Consider the following 23,923-nt stretch of genomic DNA (forward strand, 5'->3'; position numbering starts at 1 on the left):
GGCGCTCATCGTTATAAGGGTCAACGGCGCGCTGCGCCTGTTTGCCATTAAAAGATGCGATCTTTTGGCGTGAAAGGCTTACCCGTACTACATTTCATGGCAATATGATCTGTTCTTAACTTGACGCGCATCCCGACTACCATCGGAACTACAGCCGGGACAATAAACAGCCCCCTACCGCTTTCCCTTAAAAAAAGCCTTCATCAAAGCGGCACATTCTTCTTCCAGCACACCGGTAACGATCTCCGTTTTGGGATGAAACGGCGAAGTTTCCGGCTTTACCCGGCTAAAGCCGTTCTTGATATCCGATGCCCCCCATACCACCCGGCGGAGCTTGCTCCAATAGAGCGCTCCGGCACACATCACACAGGGCTCTACTGTGACATACAAAGTAGCATCCGGTAAATATTTGGCATTCAAAAAACTGAACGCCGATGTTAATGCGATCATTTCCGCATGCGCCGTGGGATCATTCAGTTTTTCGGTCATATTATAGCCCCGGGCAATAATCCGGTCGCCCTGAACCACCACGGCTCCGATGGGGATCTCGTCTTCCTCAAAGGCCCGCTGCGCCTCTTTCAGCGCCTGCTGCATAAAATATTCATCCGTCATTGATCTGCTTTGAAGCGATAAAATTAAAAATAAGAAACGAGAATGCGGGAATCCCCACTCCAAAGCGTTGATTTTTTCCTACCTTGTATTTTTAAATATAGAATAGCGGACCCGTAACCGGAAAACAGCGGCTGGGGCGATAAATAAACACAAGATGGCATTTCCCAAACAGAAACTGGAAGAAAAATTTAAGGAAGTATATCAGCAGCTTAATGACCAGCAGCGCATCGCCGTAAACACGTTGGAAGGCCCGGTGATGGTAATTGCCGGCCCCGGGACCGGTAAAACGCAGATCCTGGCGGCCCGCATTGGAAAGATCCTGCTGGATACGGACGCCCTGCCGGAAAATATTCTTTGCCTTACCTATACCGATGCGGGTGTGGTGGCCATGCGCAAGCGCCTGCAGCAGTTCATTGGGGCCGATGCCTATAAAGTAAATATCTATACCTTTCATGCTTTTTGTAATGATGTGATCCAGGATAATCTTTCGCTTTTTGAAAAAAATTCGCTGGACCCCATCTCCGAATTGGAACGGATCGAATATTTTAAAAAACTGATCGATGCTTTTCCTAAAAGTCACCCGCTAAAGCGTTACCGGGGCGATGTGTATTTTGATGCACCCCACCTGCAACAATTGTTTTCAGCCATGAAACGCGAGGGCTGGACCGCCTCCTTTATCAATGAGAAAATTGATGCCTACATCCAGGATCTTCCCAACAGGGATGAATACATCACCAAGCGGGCCACCAAGGATTTTAAGAAAGGCGATCTGCGTACCGATAAAATTGCGGAGGCTACGGAAAAAATCGAAAAAGTGCGCGCTGCGGTGAATGAGTTTGATGCCTTTCAGCAATTACTGAATGAAAAGCGGCGCTATGATTTTGATGATATGATCAATTGGGTGATCCGCGCTTTTGAAGAAAATGAATCGCTGCTGCGGAACTACCAGGAGCGCTTTCAATATATTTTGGTGGATGAATTCCAGGATACCAGCGGTACCCAAAACCGGATCGTACAGCTGCTGATCAACTACTGGGAGCAGCCCAATGTATTTGTGGTAGGTGATGATGACCAGAGTATTTACCGTTTCCAGGGCGCCAATGTGCAAAATATGCTGGACTTTGCCCAGCAATACCAGGAGGCATTGAAAACGATCGTACTTACCAACAACTACCGGAGCATTCAGCCCATACTGGACGTTTCCAAATCGGTGATCACCAAAAACAATGAACGCCTGGTAAATCAGCTGCCCGGCCTCAGCAAGGAGCTGGCAGCGGCCAACAATAGCATCAACCACCTGACCACTCCACCCGTGCTCACCGAATACAATAGCGAAAAAGAAGAGATGGCTGGTATTTGTATGGAAGTGGAGCAACTGATCCGGAATGGTACGGCACCGGGCCGAATTGCCGTTATCTATAAGGAAAATAAATATGGAGAAGAGCTTTCCAACTACTTCCGGTTAATGCAGGTACCGGTGTTCAGCAAGCGCCCCATCAACCTGCTGCAGGATCCGTTCATCAAGAAAACGATCACCATTCTTCGTTACCTGAGTGCTGAGCACGATATTCCCTATGGCGGTGATGAACTGTTGTTTGAATTATTGCACTATGATTTTTATAAAATCCCTGCCATTGAGATCGCGAAGCTCAATGTAGAAGTTAATCGCCGGCAATTCAAAGGGGAGGCCACCTCGTTGCGTCAGCTACTTTCCGAAAAAGCCAACACCCCACCCAAAGATCTTTTTGATACCGGCATCCATCCGCAACTAAAACAGTTCAGCAGTACCTATGAACAATTGATTGCGGATGTTTCCAATCTTACCCTGCAACAGCTGGTGGAAAGCGTGATCCGCAATGCCGGTGTATTGGCCTATATAATGCAACATGCGGAAAAAATAGAACTGATGCAGTTCCTGTCGGCATTCTTTGATTTTGTAAAAGAAGAGAACAGCCGCAACCCGGCCTTTAACCTGGACGGGCTGATCAGCATTATTGACCTGATGGAAAAAGAAGGGGTACCGCTTTCCATGACGCGCACCATCGGGAACGATAAGGGCGTAAACCTGCTAACAGCGCATGGGAGCAAGGGCCTGGAATTTGAGTACGTGTTCCTTGCAGGCACCAATGCTTCTTATTGGGAAAAAAAGAAAAGCTTCCCTACTATTTTCAAACTCCCGGATACCCTTTTTAGTTCCCAGCCGGATGGCGATTCAACCGAGGAACTGCGGCGCGTATTTTATGTAGCGCTTACAAGGGCCGAACAGTACCTGCATATTTCCTGGTCTAAACGCAACAATGCCGGCAAGGAACTGGAGCCCTCCATGTTCATTGCCGAAATACAGGAACAGCATGACCTTCAAACACTATTCCGTTCCATCCCTGAAGAAGACATGACCCGCTTCCGCCTCCTGCAGTTCACCGCACAGGCACCTACCATTGAGCAACGTGAGGACGATTTTATTACACCGCTGGTAGATAAGTTTGTAATGAATGTAACGGCGCTTAACAGTTATCTCGATTGCCCCCTGCGGTTTTACTACCAGAACCTGATCCGGATACCCTCCGGTAAAAATGAGAATACGGAGTTCGGAAGTGCCATCCACTTTGCGCTGGAACGCTTTTTCCGGAAGATGCGGGAAAACGCGGCCAATGCTTTCCCCCCGGTACAATCGCTCTATGAAGATTTTAAATGGTATATGCAGCGGCACCGGCAGAACTTTACCCGCGAATCCTTCAAACGGCGCATGGAACAGGGCGGCATTATTTTACCGGAATATTACAACAACTATATTGATGCCTGGAATAAGGTAGTGGTGGTGGAGTTAAATATCAAGAACGTGGTGGTGGACGGTGTTCCGTTGAAAGGGAAACTGGACAAGCTGGAATTTAACGGCAAAGATGTGAATGTGGTGGATTATAAAACCGGGAATGTTAAATACGCCAAACCCAAACTGCTACCCCCTTCTGAAAAAGATCCCAATGGCGGTGATTACTGGCGCCAGGCGGTTTTTTATAAATTACTGGTGGACCATTATGATGCCAAAAGCTGGACGGTAGCCAGTACCGAGTTTGATTTTATTGAACCGGACGAGAAGAAAAACTTTGTCAAACAAAAAGTGGTGATCCTTCCGGAGCATCTGGAAATTGTGCGCCTGCAGGTGCGGGAAACCTGGCAGCATATCCAGAACCATGAGTTTTATAAAGGCTGCGGGAAAGAAGATTGTCACTGGTGCAATTTTGTGAAGGACAATCAGCTGTATACAGATCTGGAAGCGATAGAGGAAAACGAAGCATAATGAGTCAGGGGCCACGAAGACGGGAAGGCACGAAGATGCACCAAGAACGAATAGCTTACCCCGTTGCGATTCCTGGAGCCTTTGTGGCGTATTTATTTCACGCAGTGACGCAGAGGAGCAACGACGCAGCGGCCGTTTTATTTCGCCTTTGCTACGAAGGAATAATCAACAGAACCCTTTGTGTTTCTTTGTGCCATAGTGTCTCCGTGGCCTTTTATTGCGGATAAAACCGGATCTGTTCAAAGGTATAATCCCCGCTTGTCTTCAGCCGGTCAACCAGCTGCTTCAGTGCGCTTTCCTCCCATTTTGTCTGGAACATTTCGTCATGGATCAGCAGCACAATATTTTCCTTTGTAAAAGAGTTCCCGGCTTTACAGCGCTGTTCAATTTCATCAAACATCGCATCCACGGTTTGTACCGGCCGGCCATCCGGATGGTGCTGCCACTCCAGGTCCCACCCGATCACGCTATAGCCTTGCGCGGCCAGACCGTCCGCAGTTGAGGCACCGCTGATCCCATCATCGCGTTTCTTCCCGTTCAGCCGCCACATATTCCTTCCCGGCAACCGCACTATTTTATAATGCAGTTTCAGCAGTTGCTGATTTCTCAGGATATCCGCAATGGCCGTCTGCGGGTTGCTGTAAAATTTTCCGTAGTGATTGTTGGCGTGGGAATAGCTGTGGTTATACTCATCAATATATGGGTTCTCCTCATAGTATTTGAAATAGGTATCCATCCGGCGGTTGGCTTCCACGTGCGCGCCTACCAGAAAAACGCTGATCTTGATCTTTTCGGCAAGGATCACGCTATCGATGTTCTCGCTGCCATTCAGGGGACCATCGTCAAAAGTCAGATAGACCGTACATTTTTTTTCTCCGGCCCGTTGTGGCTGTGAGGTCCCGGACAAACAGGCACTTAGTCCAACCAGGAAGCCAACAAAAATAAGTTTTGATAAAGCGTTCATAAGAAGGGATTGTTTGTATCTTAAAACTACTAAATAAAAAGAATACGCATTGTTTAAGAAAAAAATCCTTGCCACAGAAGGAAACACGGAGGACCTGGGGCTTTTTTAAATAAAAGCAAGGCTATCGCTGCAGCATTAAAAGAGTTTGTGTTTCTGCGTTTCAGTGGCCATATCAGGATCGCTCAAATAACAACCCGGCCTATTTAAAGAAAACCTATTTTTACACCCTAAATCCATACGCTTATGACCGATATTTTTTCTGCCGAAGGCGCTCAGTCCATCATCAGCCGCATCGAACAATTAACACCCGAAAGCCAACCGCTATGGGGTAAAATGAGCGTGGACCAGATGCTGGCACATCTTGCCGTCATGTATGAACTGGTTTATACCGACAAGCATCCCAAACCCAAAGGCTTTTTAAAATGGGTGATGAAAACCTTTATTAAAAAAGCGGTTGTAGACGAAACGCCCTATAAAAAGAACACCAAAACGGCGCCCTTTTTTAAGATCACCAACCACCGCGATTTTGAAAAAGAAAAACAACGGCTGACCGGTTATATCCGCCAAACACAGGAACTGGGCGGAGCACATTTTGACGGTAAGGAATCCCATTCCTTTGGACCGCTTACCCAAACAGAATGGAACAATCTATTCTCCAAGCACCTGGACCATCATTTAAGGCAGTTTGGGGTATAGTACGGCAAAAAGCAGCACCCATGTATTTTTTCCCCTTCCGGAGTACTTGCAAAAAAGCGCGGAAATAAGTGTAATTTAGTAGCAGCGAACAATTCGCATTAAACCTCCTGCAAATGCTGCGACTATTTCTTGTGCTGATGCTGATACCCATGGCGGGCAGCGCTCAAACGGAATCTCCTGGTAATGCGTATAACAAATCCCTGGCAGACAGCCTGGGTGCCGATGAATACGGCATGCGGATGTACCAGTTTGTAATTTTAAAAACAGGCGATAGCACGATCACCGACAAGGAAAAAGTGGCGACCCTTTTTAAGGGCCACATGGAAAATATTGGCAAACTGGTAGCTGCAAAGCAATTGATCATTGCCGGCCCGTTTGCTAAAAATCCGCAGCAATACCGCGGGTTGTACATCTTTACCACCAAAACACAAGAAGCGGCAGAAGCCTTGCTGGCGACCGACCCGGCTGTAAAATCGGGGCTGCTCAAGGCGGAGATCTACGGCTGGTATGGGTCGGCAGCACTGCCCCTGTATCTGCCCTTTCATCAACAGATCGAAAAAAGCAAACATTAAAAATGGATACCGGGGAAGCAAGGGAACTGATCAAAGACCTGCCGCTGCCTTTAGGCAAGCCGCTCAGCTGGGCGGACCTTGGTTGTGGCAGCGGTACGTTTACTCATGCCTTGTATAGCCTGCTTCCTCCGCAAAGCACCATATACGCGTTTGACAAAGACAGACAAATATTCCATGAGCCGGGTGTCCGTTTTATGCAACTCGACTTTGAAACGCAGGCATTGCCCGTATCGCTGCTTTCCGGCATCCTCATGGCCAATTCATTACACTATATAAAAGATCCCGGGAAGTTGATCACAAGGCTCCGGCAACACCTGGAGCAGCAGGGCAGCCTGGTGCTCGTGGAGTACGATACCCGCACGGCAAACAGGTGGGTGCCATTTCCTGTACCTTTGCAAAAGGCCGAACAACTGGCCATCCGGTGCGGTTTCAGAAATTTTCACTTGTTGGGAACCCGGCCCTCCGTATATCACGGAGGCGGCATGTATGCGGTCGCTTTCACGCTTTAAACAATCCATTTTTCCTAACGATAAAAAATCAAACCATGCGTATTCTTAAAAAGATCCTGCTGGCAATTGTAGCGCTCGTTTTGCTGGTATTACTGGTAGCCGCCTTTGTAGACGGCAAAATCAAATTTGAACGATCCGTAACGATCAACGCCCCGGTAGACAAGGTCTGGCCCCATATAAACAGTCTGGCCGCCATGAATAGCTGGAGCCCCTTTGTAAGCAAAGACCCCGATATGAAAAAAACAAGCGAAGGTACCGATGGCACGCCCGGCGCCCGGTTTTGCTGGGAGAGTCAGAAAAAAGACGTTGGGAAAGGCTGCCAGACCATTAAATCTGTAAGTGCTCCGTCGCTGATCGAAACGGATCTTAAATTTTACACCCCTTACGAAAGCGAGGCCCAGGCCTTTGTAAAGCTGGAGGCTGCCGGCACCGGCACCAGGGCCACCTGGGGTTTTAACAGCGAAATGCCTTACCCGTTCCGGATCATGAAACTATTTATGAACATGGAAAAAATGATGGACCCTGATTTTACAACCGGCCTGCAGCAGCTGAAAAAGCTGGCAGAACAATAACCGCCCGTGCGTTCATCACCTTTTTGCAGTGATCCATTTTTAATACAAAAAATAAAACATTATGGCACACATCAATCCTTACATTACGTTCAACGGCAATTGCGAAGAAGCGTTTAACTTCTACAAATCCATCTTTGGTGGCGAATTCGGCTTCGTTGGCCGTTTTAAAGACATGCCGCCACAAGAAGGACCTACAATGTCCGAGGCAGACGGCAATAAGATCATGCACATCTCGCTGCCCATTGGCTATACCGCCTTAATGGGCAGCGATACCGGTGGTGAGTGGGCCTCCGGCCATACGGTGGGCAACAATATCACCATTTCTTTGAACCCGGATTCTGAGGAAGAGGCAGACCGGATCTACTCCGCACTTTCAGCAGGTGGCAACGCAACCATGCCGATGGCCGATACGTTCTGGGGCGATTACTTTGGCATGTGTACCGACCGGTTTTCCATCAACTGGATGATCAGTTTTCATAAAAATCCCCAGTAAGCTATAACAGATCCCTGTTTGCTAAGGGTATCTGCACTGCCCGTCCGAACGGTTTGTCCGGGCGGGCAGCTTTCCTTGTTAGCAACATTGGCTTGACCCCATGGCAGCTATCGGGAGTGACGAAGCGACACAGGCCGGGAGGCCTGCGCCAGTAATACTTTTGATACAACCTCATTACAAAGTCCCTAATCGTCATCATCCTCATCTGCCTTTTTAATGGTTTTCAGGAATGCCGCCCGCACAGGTGTAGGCGGTTTTGCATGTTCGCCCCTTACGGCTTTCCACACCATTTCGTTCATAATGGCATCCGGTACCCGGTCAATATCGGAGAAATCCAATCCTCTGGACAGGGCGGCCAGTTTGCTTTTCGCCGGGTTGACATCATTCAGATCCACCTGTGCGGGCAGGGCCGTAAAGGAGGCATTATCGGGTGTTTTGCTAAAACAGCGCCACATGGGGACCGCCGCCGCATCATACTGGGTCATGGGAGGCAGACCAAGTATCAGTTCCATCGTACGCAGCATGGAGGACGTAGAATACATGGTATGATCTACATAGCCTCTTTTTACAAAGCCACCGGCCACATAAGCGGTGGAACGGTGCGCATCCACATGATCCGGGCCATTTTGGGCATCATCCTCCAGAATAAAGACCACGCTTTGCTCCCATACGGGGCTTTTACTAAGATGCTCCACCAGCATGCCAACGGCCAGATCATTGTCGGCAACATTTGCAAATGGAGTGGCTTTGCCCGGAGCTGTTCCCTGCGTATGATCATTGGGTAAGCGAATGGTGGACAACCGGGGCAAGGCATTGTGTTGCAGCAGCGAATCAAATTCCCGGGCCCAGGCACGTACACGTGTGGTATCCCGCACCTCAAAGGCCTTTGGAGAAAAGCTGGTAGAGATATGATCTTTTAAAACCGGAATATTGGGTGCATTGGTTCCCGACACAAATTCTCCATAGGTACGGTAACTAACCTTATGCCGGGCTGCCTGGTCCCAGATATAGATCTTGTTAAAACGGACATCGGCAACAGCGCCCTTTCCCCGTTTGCCATAGCTGGTAGGCCAGTTTTTTTCCATGTAATCCGTAGCATAAGCGCCCATGCTCCAGTTATGCCCGTCGGCACTTACTTCTCCATCTACATAAAAGTTATCCAGCAATACAAATTGCTCGGCAAGCGCATGCTGGTTGGGTGTTACACGCCTTCCAAATAAAAGCAGGCTGGTATCCCCGTTTCCACCGGGAAGGTCCCCCAACACCTGGTCATAGGTCCGGTTTTCCTTAATAACATAAAAGACATACTTGATGGGAGATGGGTCGCCCACTTTGCGGGGAATGGGGTTGCCGGCTTCGCCTTCCACATCCAGTTCCCGCTGATTATTGTGGGGGGTGTTTTGGTAAACCGCCTGCGAGTAAACAGCGCGTTCTTTTTCCGTTGGAACCGGGATAATGCTCAGCGTGCCCATCAACAGTCCGCCTCCGATATATTGTACGGTTTTGGGCCTTGCCGTATCTCCCTCGTGCAAAACAACTGCCTCTTTTTTGCTCACCGGATTGGGACCACGGGGATTGGGAAGCGAAGAAAATCCTTTGGCATTGGCCACATACAGTTTATCATTCACCAGCCTAACCGAACTGGGATACCAGCCGGTGGGAATAAAGCCCAGCGAGCTGCTATGACCGGGGTCGCTTACATTAAATACAGCAATACAATTATTGTCGGCGTTAGCAATATAAAGGGTCTTACCATCCTTGCTCAGCGCGACCGAATTACTGGTGGTACCGCTCAGTTTTGTGGGATATACGGCGGTATTCAATGTTTCGATGACTTCCTTTTTTTTCAGGTCGATCACAGAAACCGTGTTATCATTGGCATTGGCCACATAAAGGTAGCGCCCATTCTTTGACAGGCAGCCATCATTCGGGTTATCGCCCACGGCAATCGGTTCTTTAAACTGATTGGCCCTGGTATCATAGATGGCCACTTTATCACCTCCCCAAAGGGTTATGTAAAGGCTGGCCCGGTCGGGAGATAAAAGACAGGTATAGGCCGCAGTCCCGAGATCTTCTTTCCGCAGGATCTTTTTGGTCTTCAGATCAACCACATAAAGCCGGTTATCGAGCTTTGTTACTACGTACAAAATCTCCCTGGCATCATCCAGGGCAATACCAGTAGGTGATATAGTGCCCTTGCTGGTCTTGCTGTTCCAGGCAGCGCCCAGGCGGATGGTATCACTTGTTACCAGTTTGTTCCTGATAATGGAATAACGGAGTATAAGGTTATCATCGCCACCCGATGCGTACAGGTATTTTTCATTGGAGCTGAATACCAGTCCACCCCAGGACCGGTTAATAACCACTTTATCCAACTCCCGGTCATTTTTTGCATCCAGCAACTGGATGGTTTGGGTGCTTTGGCCATTATTGGTAACGGCGGCATATCGTCCGCTGCGGCTTACTGCAATATTTAAGGGAAGATCGCCCAGGGGAAGACTTTTACCAACAGGGGTCAGCGACCAGCCATTCGGCAGCCGCACCCGGTTGTGTTCAATGGTTGAAAGATCCTGAGCCAACGTAATATATCCCGTTGTTAAAAGGCCGATGGCAAGTAAAAAACGTTTCATTATTGAAGATGTCTGGGTGGATGTAAAAGATAAAATAAGCAATGCCAAAGCTAACAGAAAAAGAAATGGCGGGATATTATTAATTTGTAAATGAGGAACGGGTGATCCCGCCCCCTGGCGATGCGTGGTCCATCGCCGCCGAAGCCACTATTTTTTATATTTTTGAGCAATGCATTCAACAAGTCTCCTATGCGGTTATTAAAGTGGTCTCTTTTTTTTGTCCTGATCCTTTTGGCCACAGGCTGTGTCAATCCGCCGGAACAGCAGCCAGCTGCCCGCGGAAATGTTGCCGACCGGCTGGAAGCGTTGTGCCGGCTCATCACCGGCAAGCCCGCCGATAAAAACAAGGTCATCCTGGCATTTACCACCATTGATCCCGGTTTTCTATGGAAAGGCACTTCCATTCCGGATGCCAGCCATCCGGGATTTTACCCGGATAGTGTATATACGGTACTAACGGCCATTTTTAACCCGGATGGAACGCCCATAACCAAGCGGACCCTGGGCACCTGGCACCGGAACGGACAGCTTTATTATGAGCTCTCGTTCAACATGGAAAGCAGGTATCATACGGATGCCGGCGGGCAACCGGTATTTGAAAATCCCCGGGACAGTCTGCAGCTCTCCCATGCCCTGCTGGCCAACCATTTTGGAGCAGCCCATCCCGTTTTTCCGGAAGGTCTGCAACCAAAAGAATCCCACTATGATTACTACACGTACATCAACCCCCAAACCCGGGACACGGCCTTTATCAGAACCCGCTCTTTTATGAGCCCCGCATCGGGCTACAATATTATTTATAACCTTTCCATCAACAGCAGCGCCCTAAACCCGGAGCCGGCAATAAGATAAACCCCATTTTTTGCTTATTCTCCGGACAGTTTAATGACAAAAGCCCGGAGCATTTTACCCTGAGCGGGACTTGCTATATTTGTGTTGAACAAAAGCAGGCCCTTGCTGGTTATTAAAAATCTAAGCACCTAAAAAATGGAGATCAAAGAACAATTGATGATACACGATTACCTGCTCATTACCATCGGCGTGGTATTGGGCGTAATGTTGCTGGTCATACTTGGCCAGCGGTTAAAGGTAGCCTACCCTATCTTTTTGGTCATTGCCGGACTGCTCATCAGTCTAACCCCCGGTATGCCGGTATTGCAGATCAACCCGGATATCGTGTTCCTCATCTTCCTGCCGCCCATTCTTTTTGAAGCGGCCTGGTTCACTTCCTGGAAGGATTTCTGGAAATGGCGGCGGCCGATCTTCCTGCTGGCCTTTGGGTTGGTGTTCCTAACCGCGCTGGTGGTAGCCCTGGCATCTTCCGCATTGATCCCGGGCATCACGCTGGCCCTTGGTTTTTTGCTGGGCGGTATCAATTCGCCACCCGATGCCGTTGCCGCCACTTCGGTGTTAAAACATATGAAGATCCCCAAACGCGATATCACTATTCTGGAAGGCGAAAGCCTGGTAAACGATGCCTCCAGTTTGATCGTATTTAAGTTTGCCCTGGCAGCCGTGATGACCGGGCAGTTTGTACTACATCATGCGCTGAAAGACCTGCTGATCATGGCTACGATGGGTACCCTGGTAGGACTGGCCATTGGCTTTCTTTTTGCCTGGCTGCTCAACCGGATCCGGTCCAATTCCAATATCGATACTGTGCTCACCCTTGTGGTGCCCTATGTCATCTATATCGTGGCCGAACGCTTCCATTTTTCGGGCGTGCTGGCGGTAGTAGCGGGCGGGTTGATGATGTCGTACCACTCCCATTGTTTCCTCAGTCATACAACCCGTATACAGGCCGCGAATGTCTGGAGCACGCTCATCTTCCTGATCAACGCCTTTATTTTTGTCCTGATCGGTTTGGAAATGCCGCTTGTAGTACAGGGGATGAAGAACTACTCCATTGCCGATGGCATTAAATATGCGGTGATCCTTGGAGGTATCATTGTGGCCACCCGCATCGTTTGGTGTTACCTCATCGCCTTTGCGCCCCGCTGGTTTTCAAAAAAGATCCGCGAGACGGAACCCAACCCCGGCTGGCGGGCGCCCCTGCTCATGAGCTTTGCCGCCATGCGCGGCGTGGTATCGCTGGCATCGGCCCTGGCCATTCCCCTGTTGTTGCCTTCGGGTGAAGCCTTTCCGCACCGGGATATCATGCTGTTTGTAACCTTCGTGATCATTGTGCTTACGCTGGTAGGTCAGGGTCTGCTCCTGCCCCTGGTGATCAAATGGCTGAAGATCAAAGAAGCGGATGAGGTGCTGCCCCGGGAAAAACAGGAAGCCCTCATACAGGCCAGTCTGAAACACGCGGCCCTTACCGCTATGAATGGCAATTACCAAAACCAGATCGCGCAGAACTCCCTGGTGAACCACCAGAAAATAAAACTGGAAACTGATCTTGAATTATTATCGACCAAATTACAATGCATCGCCACTTCTGCGCACCATGCGGAGGCAGCCTCTGTAAATAAAGACATTGCGCGGGACCTGATCCGGGTACAGCGGCACGAGCTGCTGCGCCTGCGGCACGAGCAACAGTTTGACGATGCCGTGATCCGCAACCAGGAAATGCAGCTGGATCTTGAAGAAGCCAAGATCACGGGGTTTGAGCATTAAGAAGTAGGCACATCGTCTTTTCGAGCCTGCCGAGAAAACTTTCCGGGATCATGCTCAACAGCTAAATTCTCAAAACCGCTCTTCCTGGATAACTCCGTAAGGGCCTCTCCGCTTCGGTCGGGGCGATGATAATTTTTCGCTCGGGCGATTATAGTTAGATCTTGAAGAAGCCAGGATCACCGGGTTTAAGCATTAATCCCAGGTTATATTTTGAACTGTAAAAACCACTCCATATAACCGGGCAGACAGGTGCCCATATAATAGGGCAGGTTCAGCAGCAGGTAAGGCTTTTTGTTGGGCGTTACGGCCTTTTCTATTTTTAATTCGCCACCATACATCCGGATGGCATAGGGTTGATCTGCCATTTCGATAAACTGATGCAGCGACCGTAATGTTCCCTGTGCTCCCGATTTTACTTCTATAGGTATGGCCTTATTACCAACGGCATATAAAAGATCCACCTCAGCATTGGCCTGTGCTTTGTCCCGCACCCAAAAAATGGGCAAGCGTGCCGATATACTTTGGGTCGATAACAATTCCTGCGCTATCAGGTGCGGGATAACGGCTCCTTTATAAGCCTTGCTTAAATCATCCAACGCCAGCATATCTGCCTGTATACCCAACGTATAATTGACAATACCGGTATCCAAAAATTGCAAGCGGGGCGACTTCTTTTTATTCACCCGCAGTGGTGGTTGCAGATCCGTTGTAGGATATACCAGCCGCATAATCTTCGCGTCATCCAGTGTCCGAAACGCCTCACCTACTTCCCGCGACCGGTAATTGGAATTGCCAAAGCCCTGAAATTTTATCCGTTCATCAAGCGTATAAGGTGCACTATCCATCAGGTGTTTAATGATCTTTCGTTCCGTATCATTTGTGGTGTATTTTTCTACATCGTTTTTATAGGTCTCCCAAATGCTGGCGTAGATCCTTGTCAGATCCGTTAAACTATTTTGCCGGATATCCGTTTTCACAACCTCCGGCATCCCACCAATAATAGCATACCGGTGAAAGGCATCCATCAATAATCCATGCGCAGCGGGTTTCAAAGGAATCTGCTGTAATTGCTCCAGTAATGCCTGCTTTCCAGTAACAGACAGGTATTCTCTAAAGTTCAGTGGGTATAGGTATAAATATTCAACACGACCAACAGGAAAACTGGAAACTTCCTTCATTGCAAATTCCAGCAATGAACCGGCACTGATCACATGCAACCCGGCAATCTCCTCATGAAAGTAACGCAATAGCCGGATGGCCTCCGGGCACTCCTGTATTTCATCAATAAAAAGCAAGGTGTTGCTTAAATGGGATGAAGGAATACCATGAGCCAGCAGCAGCGCCTCCGTTATGATTTGCACATCGGTAAACTGAACAAAATAACGCCGGTCGCGCTCTTTTTCCAGGTTCAACCATATAAAATGATCATAACTTTTTCCAAATTGCCGGATCAGGGTCGTTTTGCCCACCTGCCGGGCACCTCTCACAATTAATGGTTTGCGGTCCTGGCGGTTTCGCCAATCATTTAAAGAATCGATTGCTTCCCGGTAAAACGGCATGATTTACAATAATTTAAAATATAAACCTTAAAATTGTAACAAAATATACCCAAATTTAGATAAATAATGTAATAAAGTATACCATAATAAGAATTAATACTGTAGTATAAGATATCCAACACGGGTTGCCGCTTGAGAACATAGTTTGGGTTCTATTCCAAACGTACAACCGGGCCCTCCTCCATGCCCCGGTCATTTGTAATCACCAGTTTGTTGGCTTCTACTAAAACCTGTATGGTATCACCCGGCAAAAAGCCGCTATCCTTTAACCATTTGCCCATCAGCCGTATTTCCGGAAAACGGGATAGGGTACTGTTCAGGTACCCTTCGTGGTAGATCAGGATCTTTTCATACACTTTTAACCGGCGAACCGGACTGTCTTTCATGGTTGCAATAATGGCCATAATCGTAGTTTTACAGGGTTAAGAAACGGGGACTGGTTTCGTTTGTCCATCGGACTGTTTGGCGGCATGTTGTTTTGCAAATCCGCCATCGCCGTCCCTTATCCATATCAAATGTGCCGCTTCCAGCAGTTTTAATAAACCGGTACGGGTGCGCAGCACGGATCGTTCGCCGTCCAGGTTGCAGGGGCTCAGCGCGGCTTCCACCAGTTGCTCCCACTCGTTGATCCATTCGCTGAGCGGGCGTTTGCTGAACAGCTTTTTAAATACATTGTAGGGATTGCAGTACTCTTTAAACGATACATTCCGCGGAAAATCGCCCCAGTGGTTCAGTTTGCCCATGCCGGAGCAATACTGCCACGGGTACAGCAGATCCTGCTTTGTAGCCTCCACCATATCCTTGCTGGCAGCATCCTGCAGCGCATGTGCCGCCAGCAGTGCGGATCGTACCACTTTCATATCCACCAATACATCGCCGGGTGCACGCCGGCTGTAGGTTTTGTCGGCCAATGCATAGTCTGTAATTTTTGTTATAACCCGGCGCAGCGCTTCGATATCCATATAAGAAAAAATTTCAGAAAATACCTTCAGGGGGTCCGTAATGCCTTCCCTGCCCCAGCCCGTCATAAAAAAAGGATCGTTGTTTTCCATCTTTTTTGTTTTAGTGTTTTGGAATCATATAACACCACAAAGTACCTGCGCCGCAAGCCGGTAAGCAACATAGAACCGGTGTAAAATACCGGCTACTCCTTGTTTTTTACCTCCGTATTTTACGTACCTTTAAAAAGCGATGCAATTCATTATTAACGCTTAAATTTGAACCTATGACAAATACAGAGGCTATGGAGAAAAAAATACATCAGGGAAGGAACATCAAACGCTTTCGTGAAATGCTGGGTATAAAACAGGATGCTCTGGCTTTTGAACTGGGAGATGACTGGAACCAGCAAAAAATTTCTTTATTGGAACAGAAAGAAACGATTGATGCGCCCCTGCTTCAGCAGATTTCTGCGGCGTTGAAAATACCGGTGGAAGCGATACAGAATTTTGATGAAGAAGCTGCTATTGCATATATTAATACATTCAATGATAGTAGTTCAAATCATGGAGCAATAGGCAACAATTACAACTGCACACTTACTTTCAATCCGCTTGATAAAATGATTGAACTATACGAGCGCATGTTGCAGCAACAAAAGGAAATGATTGAGAAATTGGAACGGTTGATTGAAAAGAAATGATTTTTTAGGGCGTTCCCTTCGGGCCGGACTTTCCGCTATATCTTTTGTTCCGTTGCACTCCACAAAAGGATGCCGCTGCAACGGCGACGCCCTCAGCGAGACCATTAAAAACATAAAAGAGAAACGAGCTAATCCCTAACGCGGGAGAATTCATATAAAAAATCTTGGCAAGTGCCGTCATAGACATGATAAGTAAACAAATCGAAAATTAAAATGGACAGAATCACGGAAAGCCTTGTAGCTGAACTTTTGGCTAATTTGGAAATCGCATCACAAGATGAAGCAAAGGATTTTGAAAAACTCGCAAATTATACCATTGCTTCAAATGAGTATAACAAAACATTTGATGTTGAAGCAATTACTGTTGGAGACGGGAACGATACTGGATTAGATGGTATTGCAATAATTGTAAATGGACAATTGGTCGACAGTACTGATGAAATAGATGATTTGCTTGATAAAAATAATTTTTTAGAAATTGAGTTTATTCTTGTCCAATCAAAAACATCATCCAGTTTTGACGGTAGTGATATAAATACATTTCTTTTTGGGGTTCAAGATTTTTTTTCTCTTAAACCGAAGCTGGTGAGAAATGATGATATTAAGCGGTTCGCAGAAATCTCTAATTACTTATTTAAAAAAGCTCCAAAATTCAGGGAGAATCCAACATTAAAATTGTTTTATGTTACGACAGGTAAATGGACAAACGATACAAATGTAAGGGCAGTAATTGACAGCGGTGTTAGTTCACTTGAACAAACAAACTTGTTTGAAAAGATAATTCTTACGCCTTTCGGAGCCCGAGAATTGGCCACTGCATACCGAAAGACAAAAGAATCAGTGTCAACAACAATTACATTTAACAATAGAATAACCATTCCCAAAATCAATGGAGTATCGCAAGCCTATATCGGATTAATTCCTTTTGCAGAATTTCTAAAAATCGTCTCATCTGATGATGATATTCTGTTAAATGTTTTTGAGGATAATGTCAGGGATTTCCAAGGTGACAACAACGATGTAAATGGTGGAATTGCCTCAACTTTAAATAGTGAAGACTCGGAAATATTCAGTGTTCTTAACAATGGTGTCACAATTGTTGCGAGCTCAATATCTCCCACAGGAGACCAATTTACAATTACGGATTACCAAATTGTAAATGGTTGTCAGACAAGCAATGTACTTTATAATAATAGGGCAAGTTCAACTATTAGCAAAGTAAATGTTCCTATCAAATTAATTGCAACTACAGATGACGATGTGAAAACTCGTATAACTTTAGCAACAAATAACCAAACACCAATTAAAAAAGAGCAATTAGCGGCGTTAACACAATTTCAACGCAGTTTAGAGCAATATTATAATTCTTACACTGGCGATTCCAAAATTTATTATGAAAGGCGTTCTAAGCAATTTAATTCCGATGGTAGTGTCCTTAAATCTCGTATAATTACAGTACCTTATCAAATCAAATCATTTGTCGCCATGTTTTTAGATGAGCCACATAATGTTACCAGTTATTTTGGTTCAATAGTTAAACGCTTAAATGAAGGAAAAGGAGTGATTTTCGGGAATGACCATGTATTTTCCCCCTATTATACCAGCGCATACTGTTATTATAAGTTAGAAACACTTTTTAGAAAAGGCAGCATTGATTCTTCTTACAAAAAGGTAAGATTTCATATACTAATGTTATTTAGAATTATAAATTCCAAAACTCCACTTCCGGCATTTAATAGTAAGAAAATGGATAAATATTGTGAGCCGTTAATAACAATTTTAAATGACGAAAACAAAACTTTAAAATCTTTCCAAAAGTGTATCGAAATCATAGAAAAATCGGGCTTTGATAAATCTGATAAAGCAAACTTAAAGGTTTTGTCAAAAACGAAAGTTCTAATAGACTATGTCATTAAGTAATAGTTATTCTTTTTTGTGCGTGTTATTACTCCTTTTAAATAGCTTTTCACCAACGATGAATTTTGAATAGAATAAGTACGCCGAAGCGATACGAATTACTAAATGGTCTGCCTGCTTATGGGCCGATGTATACTTCAATTTCAGAAGGCGAAGAACCTTTTTACTCAGAAGGCGTGGCTGTTCGATTTCATAAAGAAGACGGCTCTAACTGGGTGGCCAACTTTGCACCGGGTTGGACGGAATTAACAAACATCGCAATGCTGGATAATACTCCCTACCCTTTGATCATTGCAAAAGGGGCCTGTTATATAATGAACCCGGAGGAGACCAAGCCAGCCGCTGTATTTGGGGCTGATTATACGGAACTTTACCCAGCCAATAAAGGGCGTTATGTTCTTGTTGGCTGTATCCATTTAACCATTATAGAACCGGATGGCAGCTATTGGCACACCGAAAGAATATCCTGGGATGGGGTAAAAGTGTTTACTGTTAAAAATAACATCGTAACAGGCGAAGCATTCGACCCCACCTACGAGGATGACCACTGGAGCCCTTTTTCGTACGATATTGATACTAAAACATTAAATGGAGGAAGCTACCATGCATTATGAACCAGAAAAATATTTGTGGACGGATGCTGATTTTGAACAAATGGGCTGGCACGACAATACCATCCATCAAATAAACTTAGCAAATGACCTGGAGCTGGACATTGACTATATTTTCAAATGGAACGAGCCGGATGTTAAGGGGTTGCCCTTTACCTTTTGGATATCGCCCGCTACGCTGGTTTTTAACGATGTAAAAAATCTGGGCTTCAATTTTTCTTTCGGATTTGAAGATATTGAAATTGAAGATATAGAGCGCGAGCAAGGGGATCGAACTTATCACTGGACGATCATAACCCGGCAAGGGAGTATTGAGTTTAACGCAGATGGCTACCAGCAGTTTATATGCCAACCTCCCTTTTTTAAATTTGGGCAGGTCATTTTGTATCAGGAACGCAATGGATATTCTCTTGAACGAACAACCAGCCAGCTAAATCCAATCAGAAACCGGGAAGATATAGTGCAAAAAAGAGAAAAAGAGCGGGAGGACTATGAAACCGCCAAAAAGCGACACCTGAAAAGGCAAGAGCTTGCAAGCCTTATTGAAGCAAGGGAAAATGGCAAATTGGATACGAAAGAATTTCTTTTGAAGAAAAAAGAAATTAAGGATCAGCTCTACTCTTATGACTTCTTCTTGAAGGGTACTATTTTTGAAAAATGGTAGATGTTTACACCTGCACAGGAATCAATGTCTATAAATACTGCAGTCTGCCGTGCTTTTCACTTAAGCTGGCGGCCATAGTCCACATGGATCCTAAACCCGGCAGCCGGATATCAAAATAGCCCGGGTTAAGTAACTTTTATACACAGACCAGGAGGCCTGCGCAAGATATGACCAGCTATTCCTCCTCCTCTCTCACACCCGTATATGCCTCCCTTGCCAGCTGCTGCCAGGCATTGGAAAGGGAGATCCGGTATTGGAGGAGGGCCTGCTTTTCCGGGCAACAATGGGCCATTTCGTTGAGCGCTTCCATTTCCATATTTTCCAGCAGACCTTCCGGGTGGGTAGCCCGCTCCGTTTTTTGCATCAGGGTTTGGATCACCGTTAGCCGTTGCAACAGCTTATTGTACCGCTCCTGCAGCTGCTCCAGCTCCCGGCCCAGGCGCAGGGCTGTATGATTGGCCCGCCGCTGGTGCTTTTTCAGTAATGCATCCACTTTGTCCCGGACGGCCTTTTGCGGTGGAATACGAAGCTCCTTTTTATGCAGGGATGCCTGCTGCAATAGTAATTGCAGTTCCGACAATTTATGGGAGGCTTCGGCGGGCAGCTGACGCAATTCTCTTTCATAAAGTGCCAACAGGGGTTGGGATACGCCGATGAGCATGGATAGCTGGCGTTGGGTTAATTGCAGTTCTTTTCTAAGGGCTTTCATAAAACAGTTATTTAGCTGCTTCAAGTTAGCATTTTGTAATCAGATTGAAAAATTTGGCTGAGTTGATTACAAATTTGTAATCAGGTTAGTTGTAATCAAACCATCCGATTACAAAATTTTTGATTACAACAAGCGCTCCGGGTCTCAGCAATGTTATTGGCTTGCTTCCATAAATTTCGTTCATTCACTCCCTTTCCTCTGAATTTTAGAGCTACCCTTCTCCAATTTTTTAATACTATCCGCTACCGGCAGGTTTTCCGGCATTGTTCCTCCTAAATCCTGTATGGTTTTCCGCACTTTTTTACCTACTTCCAAATGTGTTTGGTTGGCTTTTTGTTTTCCCTTAACGTCTTCACGTTTCAGCTTCTCCTCGGTTTGTGTAGCCCGGAAAAGGTTTGCGGCCAGTTCGGTACTACCCATGTGATCCAGGATCTGCTGGCTTTTTTTAAGTCGTTTCTTTTGGTGTATGTCTTTAGCATCTAAACCACCATATAAGCCCATATAGCCATGGTTCTGGAAAATGGCGTAATCCACCGGCGCAACCACTCCCGCATTTTTTGCCGCCGCCGCAAGCTGCATATTGTGCTTGGTCATTTCATTACGCAGGAATAATCGCTTTTCCGACTCGGTATTCAAACGATTATAGGCATCCATTTGATGAATTTCCTGCAAGCGGGTTTGCACCGCAAAATAGGTTTGTCCCAGGGCCACCACTTCCTTTGAGGGGTCGGCATTTTGTACGATCAGGTAGCAGGCATAGCGTGAGAGTTTGACGCCATCATCAAAACTCCGTTCTGCGCCGGAGCCTATTTTGACCATCTCGTGAAAATCCACGAAATGGTTTTCTGTCGGCTGCCCGCTATTTTTGCAGGCTTCTTTCGCTTTCTTAATTACGGGCTTAAAGTTTCGGTACTCTGCATATTCCAGCACTTTAGATATTTCGCGGGCACTCCAGAACTCATTACCGGCCTCATCTGTGTGCTTAATCTGTTCAAAAACCGTATTTTCTTTTGGTGTTAATTTCATCATTCTTTGTTTTAGGTTGCTTAGCGTAATGCTATTTATTGTTGCATCTAATTTACATAAAAAGCATTGAAATGATACCGGAAATTGCAATTCCTTTTTCAGCCATTTTGATTCCGGGGGTATTGGTAGCAAGCTCACGCTTCGACAGGCTCAGCGTGACATGTGGCTGAGTTTTCTAACGGTGTTTGGAAAACCGACGACCTTACGATATTGATAATGAACAGTATATCGTTCCGCCTAAGGCAACAAATTACTTACCAAAAATTCAGTAAATTTGTGATCATGGATACCGCAACAATAAAAGCACAATTACACAACTATCTGGAGATAGCAGATGATAAAAAACTTAAAGCCATTTATGTGATGGTAGAGGATGAGATTAAGGAATCCATAACAGAATACAATGAAGGTTTTAAGTTGGAGCTGGATAGCAGGCTGCAACACTATTTAACTGGTGGAGAAATGGTGACACCCGATGAAATGAGTACGCGGCTGAAAGCAGCTAAAAAGCGGAAAAGCTAACTGAATGCCCTATAAATATATTTTTGATCCTGTTGCTGCCAGGAATATGAAAACGCCTTTGCCTGGTATGATGAAAGAAGCTCCAAAACAGCAGATAACTTTGTACTTGCTGTAGAACGCACCATTGAGTTAATATGTGTCCATCCTGATCGCTACCGCAATACCTACAACAATTTCAGAGAAATTTCTTTAAGCAAATACCCATTTAGCATGGTGTACTATTTTGATTCGGTTAAAAAAGTGGTAGTCGTTATTTCTATTTATCACCACAAAAGGGATCCACAATGGAAATTTACCAAGCCTAAATAGTAGTAGTAAGCGCTAACTACTGTTGTTTCTATATTCAATACCGCAAGCATCACGCTTCGACAGGCTCAGCGTGACATTCAGGGAAACCAACCCGGATAAAGAAACGGGAAGCCCGCGTGAGGGATGGAAGCGGATACCCCGCTGAAGTCCTGTGCGGTGGGGCTGCGGCGGAGTATGAGCGAATTATTCGCCATCCTTTTTATTGTTTTTTAATGGCGCTCATGAGGGCTTCGCCGTTGCCCGGCCCCGGCCGCGCAGCCAGACCTGGTAGCGATGGGAGGCCGGGGACACGCCCAAAAAAACAATCCCGATCAACCGGAACCAAACCACCATTCCGCCCGACCGGGCATTTGCCGGATTCGTGTTAACTTTATAAAAAAAATGGAACCGCAAACCGTAATACATGAAGAAACCTATAATGCGCCGGTTGAAAAAGTTTGGCTGGCGCTTACCGATAAGGACCAGATAAAAAGCTGGTATTTCAACATTCCCGATTTACGGCACGAAGTAGGCAGCAGCTTTGAGTTTTATGAAAGCGAGAAAAAGGAATTTCTGCACCGGTGCACTATTACGGAGATCGTTCCCCTGCAAAAGTTTCAGCATACCTGGACGCACCCGGAGCAAAGCAAGGGTACTACCCTGCTTACCTGGGAGCTGTTTGCGGAAGGGGACCAGACCCGCGTATTGCTCACCCATACCGGCATTGAGCAACTGGCAGATGGCGGTGCCGCCTTTGCAAAGGAAAACTACGAACAGGGCTGGAATGAAATTATGGGCAGGTCGCTTCGCGGTTTTCTGGAGCAATGATCCGGGTGGTAGCAGCCATAGCGGGTACTTTGCTAACGGCCCGTTCCTGCTGATAGCGCCGGATAAACAGTACACAAAGCCCCAGACCGGCAAAGGCCATTACTGCACCCACCAGCGAGGGATACTGGTATCCGAACCCATGCTTTAGTGGGATACCGCCAAAATAGGCGCCTAATGAATTGGCTACGTTAAAAGCCGCCTGCATAATGGCCGCCGCCATCATCTCCGATTTTTTTGCAGAGCGCAGCATGAGCACATTTACCGGTGTACCCACGGCCATGGACAGGGCCCCGCATATAAAGGTAAGCGCCAGGGATACGGGCTGGTTGCCGGAGAAAAAGAATACGGCGATGAGCGCGGCCACCATCAACGAAAAAAGGATCGCTGCCGCCTTAATAGGTTTCATCTGGTCCGCCATATAACCGCCTACCAGGTTGCCCACCACCATGCCCCCGCCGGCCAGCACCATGATATAGGAAATGGAGCTTTCGCTAAAACCAGAGACCTGAGTCATGAGCGGGGCAATATAACTGAACCAGGCAAATAATCCGCCAAAACCGATACCGGTAATGGCAATGATGAGCCAGGATTTTTTTGTCTTAAAAAATTGCAATTCCTGGCGTAGCCCGGTCGTTTTCATGCTGGGCATGGCCGGCAACCACAGGTGCAGGAATAAGATGGTGAGCGCACCGATAACGGATACCATTCCAAAGGCCAGTCGCCAGTTAAACTGGTGCCCGATAAAGGTAACCAGGGGTACCATGGCCAGGTTGGCCACAGTAAGTCCCGTAAACATCATGGCAATGGCCCTTGCCTGTTTGCCCTCCTGCGCCAGCCGCGAAGCCACGATGGCCCCCACTCCAAAGAACGCACCATGGGGTAAGCCGGAAAAGAACCGGGCAAAGAACAGACTGTAAAAACCGGGCATTAAGGCCGACAGTCCGTTAAACAGGGTAAACAGGACCATCAGGCCGATCAGGATCCGCTTAGGTGGGTATTTGGCGGACAACGCCACCAGCAAGGGCGCCCCGATGACCACACCCAGCGCATAGGCGGAGATGAGGTACCCGGCCACCGGTATATTAACACCCAGCGACTGTGCCACATCCGGCAGCAGCCCCATGATCACAAATTCTGTTGTTCCGATACCCAGGCCGCCAAGGGCCAGGGGAAATAATTTTTTATTCATTGC

Annotated in this window: 23 protein-coding genes and 1 pseudogene; 15 read left to right on the forward strand and 9 right to left on the reverse strand. The window is 46.8% G+C overall.

The features are described 5' to 3' along the window. Positions 1-174 precede the first annotated feature (174 nt). Complete coding sequence (locus GGU45_RS05115) at positions 175-612, reverse strand: nucleoside deaminase (protein WP_435222618.1); 438 nt, start codon at positions 610-612, stop codon at positions 175-177. Between the two features lie 154 nt (positions 613-766). Between GGU45_RS05115 and GGU45_RS05120 the strand changes: the two genes are divergently transcribed. Beyond that, positions 767-3,910, forward strand: coding sequence for an ATP-dependent helicase (locus tag GGU45_RS05120; protein ID WP_435222619.1), 3,144 nt, complete (start codon positions 767-769; stop codon positions 3,908-3,910). Between the two features lie 214 nt (positions 3,911-4,124). Here GGU45_RS05120 and GGU45_RS05125 read toward each other — a convergent pair whose 3' ends face one another. Continuing rightward, the gene (locus tag GGU45_RS05125) at positions 4,125-4,874 is read right to left on the reverse strand and encodes a polysaccharide deacetylase family protein (RefSeq protein ID WP_435222621.1); all 750 of its coding nucleotides are present in this window, start codon (positions 4,872-4,874) and stop codon (positions 4,125-4,127) included. A 243-nt stretch (positions 4,875-5,117) separates the two neighbouring features. Here GGU45_RS05125 and GGU45_RS05130 point away from each other — a divergent pair, with 243 nt between their 5' ends. The 5 genes from GGU45_RS05130 to GGU45_RS05150 all read left to right on the forward strand — a co-directional run bounded on the left by GGU45_RS05130 (position 5,118) and on the right by GGU45_RS05150 (position 7,716). Beyond that, positions 5,118-5,570 carry a DUF1569 domain-containing protein gene (locus GGU45_RS05130; protein ID WP_435222623.1) on the forward strand — a complete coding sequence of 151 codons (453 nt, stop codon included), beginning with the start codon at positions 5,118-5,120 and terminating at the stop codon, positions 5,568-5,570. Positions 5,571-5,683: 113 nt separating this feature from the next. Further along, the gene (locus tag GGU45_RS05135) at positions 5,684-6,142 is read left to right on the forward strand and encodes a YciI family protein (RefSeq protein ID WP_435222625.1); all 459 of its coding nucleotides are present in this window, start codon (positions 5,684-5,686) and stop codon (positions 6,140-6,142) included. A 2-nt stretch (positions 6,143-6,144) separates the two neighbouring features. Continuing rightward, positions 6,145-6,651, forward strand: coding sequence for a class I SAM-dependent methyltransferase (locus tag GGU45_RS05140; RefSeq protein WP_435222626.1), 507 nt, complete (start codon positions 6,145-6,147; stop codon positions 6,649-6,651). A 35-nt stretch (positions 6,652-6,686) separates the two neighbouring features. Next, positions 6,687-7,223 (forward strand): SRPBCC family protein, encoded by a 537-nt coding sequence (locus GGU45_RS05145; protein WP_435222628.1) that lies wholly within the window; start codon positions 6,687-6,689, stop codon positions 7,221-7,223. Positions 7,224-7,284: 61 nt separating this feature from the next. Further along, positions 7,285-7,716 carry a VOC family protein gene (locus tag GGU45_RS05150; protein ID WP_435222630.1) on the forward strand — a complete coding sequence of 144 codons (432 nt, stop codon included), beginning with the start codon at positions 7,285-7,287 and terminating at the stop codon, positions 7,714-7,716. A gap of 185 nt (positions 7,717-7,901) precedes the next feature. On the opposite strand, the gene GGU45_RS05155 is transcribed toward GGU45_RS05150, so the two are convergent. Next, the gene (locus tag GGU45_RS05155) at positions 7,902-10,346 is read right to left on the reverse strand and encodes a bifunctional YncE family protein/alkaline phosphatase family protein (protein WP_435222631.1); all 2,445 of its coding nucleotides are present in this window, start codon (positions 10,344-10,346) and stop codon (positions 7,902-7,904) included. A 189-nt stretch (positions 10,347-10,535) separates the two neighbouring features. Here GGU45_RS05155 and GGU45_RS05160 point away from each other — a divergent pair, with 189 nt between their 5' ends. Then, positions 10,536-11,198 carry a hypothetical protein gene (locus GGU45_RS05160; RefSeq protein ID WP_435222632.1) on the forward strand — a complete coding sequence of 221 codons (663 nt, stop codon included), beginning with the start codon at positions 10,536-10,538 and terminating at the stop codon, positions 11,196-11,198. Between the two features lie 135 nt (positions 11,199-11,333). Then, positions 11,334-12,965 carry a Na+/H+ antiporter gene (locus GGU45_RS05165; RefSeq protein WP_435222634.1) on the forward strand — a complete coding sequence of 544 codons (1,632 nt, stop codon included), beginning with the start codon at positions 11,334-11,336 and terminating at the stop codon, positions 12,963-12,965. A gap of 203 nt (positions 12,966-13,168) precedes the next feature. On the opposite strand, the gene GGU45_RS05170 is transcribed toward GGU45_RS05165, so the two are convergent. The 3 genes from GGU45_RS05170 to GGU45_RS05180 form a co-directional block, all read right to left on the reverse strand. Further along, complete coding sequence (locus GGU45_RS05170) at positions 13,169-14,524, reverse strand: ATP-binding protein (protein WP_435222636.1); 1,356 nt, start codon at positions 14,522-14,524, stop codon at positions 13,169-13,171. 152 nt (positions 14,525-14,676) lie between these two features. Then, positions 14,677-14,928 carry a SymE family type I addiction module toxin gene (locus tag GGU45_RS05175; protein WP_435222638.1) on the reverse strand — a complete coding sequence of 84 codons (252 nt, stop codon included), beginning with the start codon at positions 14,926-14,928 and terminating at the stop codon, positions 14,677-14,679. An 18-nt stretch (positions 14,929-14,946) separates the two neighbouring features. Further along, positions 14,947-15,576, reverse strand: coding sequence for a hypothetical protein (locus tag GGU45_RS05180; protein WP_435222639.1), 630 nt, complete (start codon positions 15,574-15,576; stop codon positions 14,947-14,949). A 173-nt stretch (positions 15,577-15,749) separates the two neighbouring features. Here GGU45_RS05180 and GGU45_RS05185 point away from each other — a divergent pair, with 173 nt between their 5' ends. From GGU45_RS05185 to GGU45_RS05200, 4 genes are all read left to right on the forward strand, one after another. Continuing rightward, complete coding sequence (locus tag GGU45_RS05185; protein WP_435222641.1) at positions 15,750-16,166, forward strand: helix-turn-helix transcriptional regulator; 417 nt, start codon at positions 15,750-15,752, stop codon at positions 16,164-16,166. A gap of 213 nt (positions 16,167-16,379) precedes the next feature. Continuing rightward, positions 16,380-18,086: an AIPR family protein gene (locus GGU45_RS05190; protein WP_435222642.1), complete on the forward strand. Its 1,707-nt coding sequence runs from the start codon at positions 16,380-16,382 to the stop codon at positions 18,084-18,086. Positions 18,087-18,259: 173 nt separating this feature from the next. After that, positions 18,260-18,697, forward strand: coding sequence for a hypothetical protein (locus GGU45_RS05195; protein WP_435222644.1), 438 nt, complete (start codon positions 18,260-18,262; stop codon positions 18,695-18,697). Next, the gene (locus tag GGU45_RS05200) at positions 18,687-19,358 is read left to right on the forward strand and encodes a hypothetical protein (protein WP_435222645.1); all 672 of its coding nucleotides are present in this window, start codon (positions 18,687-18,689) and stop codon (positions 19,356-19,358) included. Before GGU45_RS05195 ends, GGU45_RS05200 begins: the two co-directional genes overlap by 11 nt. A gap of 175 nt (positions 19,359-19,533) precedes the next feature. Here GGU45_RS05200 and GGU45_RS05205 read toward each other — a convergent pair whose 3' ends face one another. Further along, positions 19,534-20,067 carry a helix-turn-helix domain-containing protein gene (locus GGU45_RS05205; protein WP_435222647.1) on the reverse strand — a complete coding sequence of 178 codons (534 nt, stop codon included), beginning with the start codon at positions 20,065-20,067 and terminating at the stop codon, positions 19,534-19,536. Between the two features lie 180 nt (positions 20,068-20,247). Further along, a complete protein-coding gene (gene dinD / locus GGU45_RS05210) occupies positions 20,248-21,096 on the reverse strand; it encodes a DNA damage-inducible protein D (RefSeq protein ID WP_435222649.1) in 849 nt (282 codons plus the stop codon). Positions 21,097-21,375: 279 nt separating this feature from the next. Here dinD and GGU45_RS05215 point away from each other — a divergent pair, with 279 nt between their 5' ends. The 3 genes and pseudogenes from GGU45_RS05215 (at position 21,376) to GGU45_RS05225 (ending at position 22,731) form a co-directional block, all read left to right on the forward strand. Beyond that, complete coding sequence (locus GGU45_RS05215) at positions 21,376-21,615, forward strand: hypothetical protein (protein ID WP_435222651.1); 240 nt, start codon at positions 21,376-21,378, stop codon at positions 21,613-21,615. A gap of 57 nt (positions 21,616-21,672) precedes the next feature. After that, positions 21,673-21,924, forward strand: a pseudogene (locus GGU45_RS05220) (type II toxin-antitoxin system RelE/ParE family toxin); the annotation flags it as partial. Between the two features lie 381 nt (positions 21,925-22,305). After that, positions 22,306-22,731 carry an SRPBCC family protein gene (locus GGU45_RS05225; RefSeq protein ID WP_435222653.1) on the forward strand — a complete coding sequence of 142 codons (426 nt, stop codon included), beginning with the start codon at positions 22,306-22,308 and terminating at the stop codon, positions 22,729-22,731. On the opposite strand, the gene GGU45_RS05230 is transcribed toward GGU45_RS05225, so the two are convergent. Further along, positions 22,694-23,920 carry an MFS transporter gene (locus GGU45_RS05230; protein ID WP_435222654.1) on the reverse strand — a complete coding sequence of 409 codons (1,227 nt, stop codon included), beginning with the start codon at positions 23,918-23,920 and terminating at the stop codon, positions 22,694-22,696. The genes GGU45_RS05225 and GGU45_RS05230 overlap by 38 nt on opposite strands. Positions 23,921-23,923: the final 3 nt, after the last annotated feature.

Origin of the sequence: Niabella hirudinis (assembly GCF_051201075.1) — a bacterium.
Taxonomy (GTDB): domain Bacteria; phylum Bacteroidota; class Bacteroidia; order Chitinophagales; family Chitinophagaceae; genus Niabella; species Niabella hirudinis.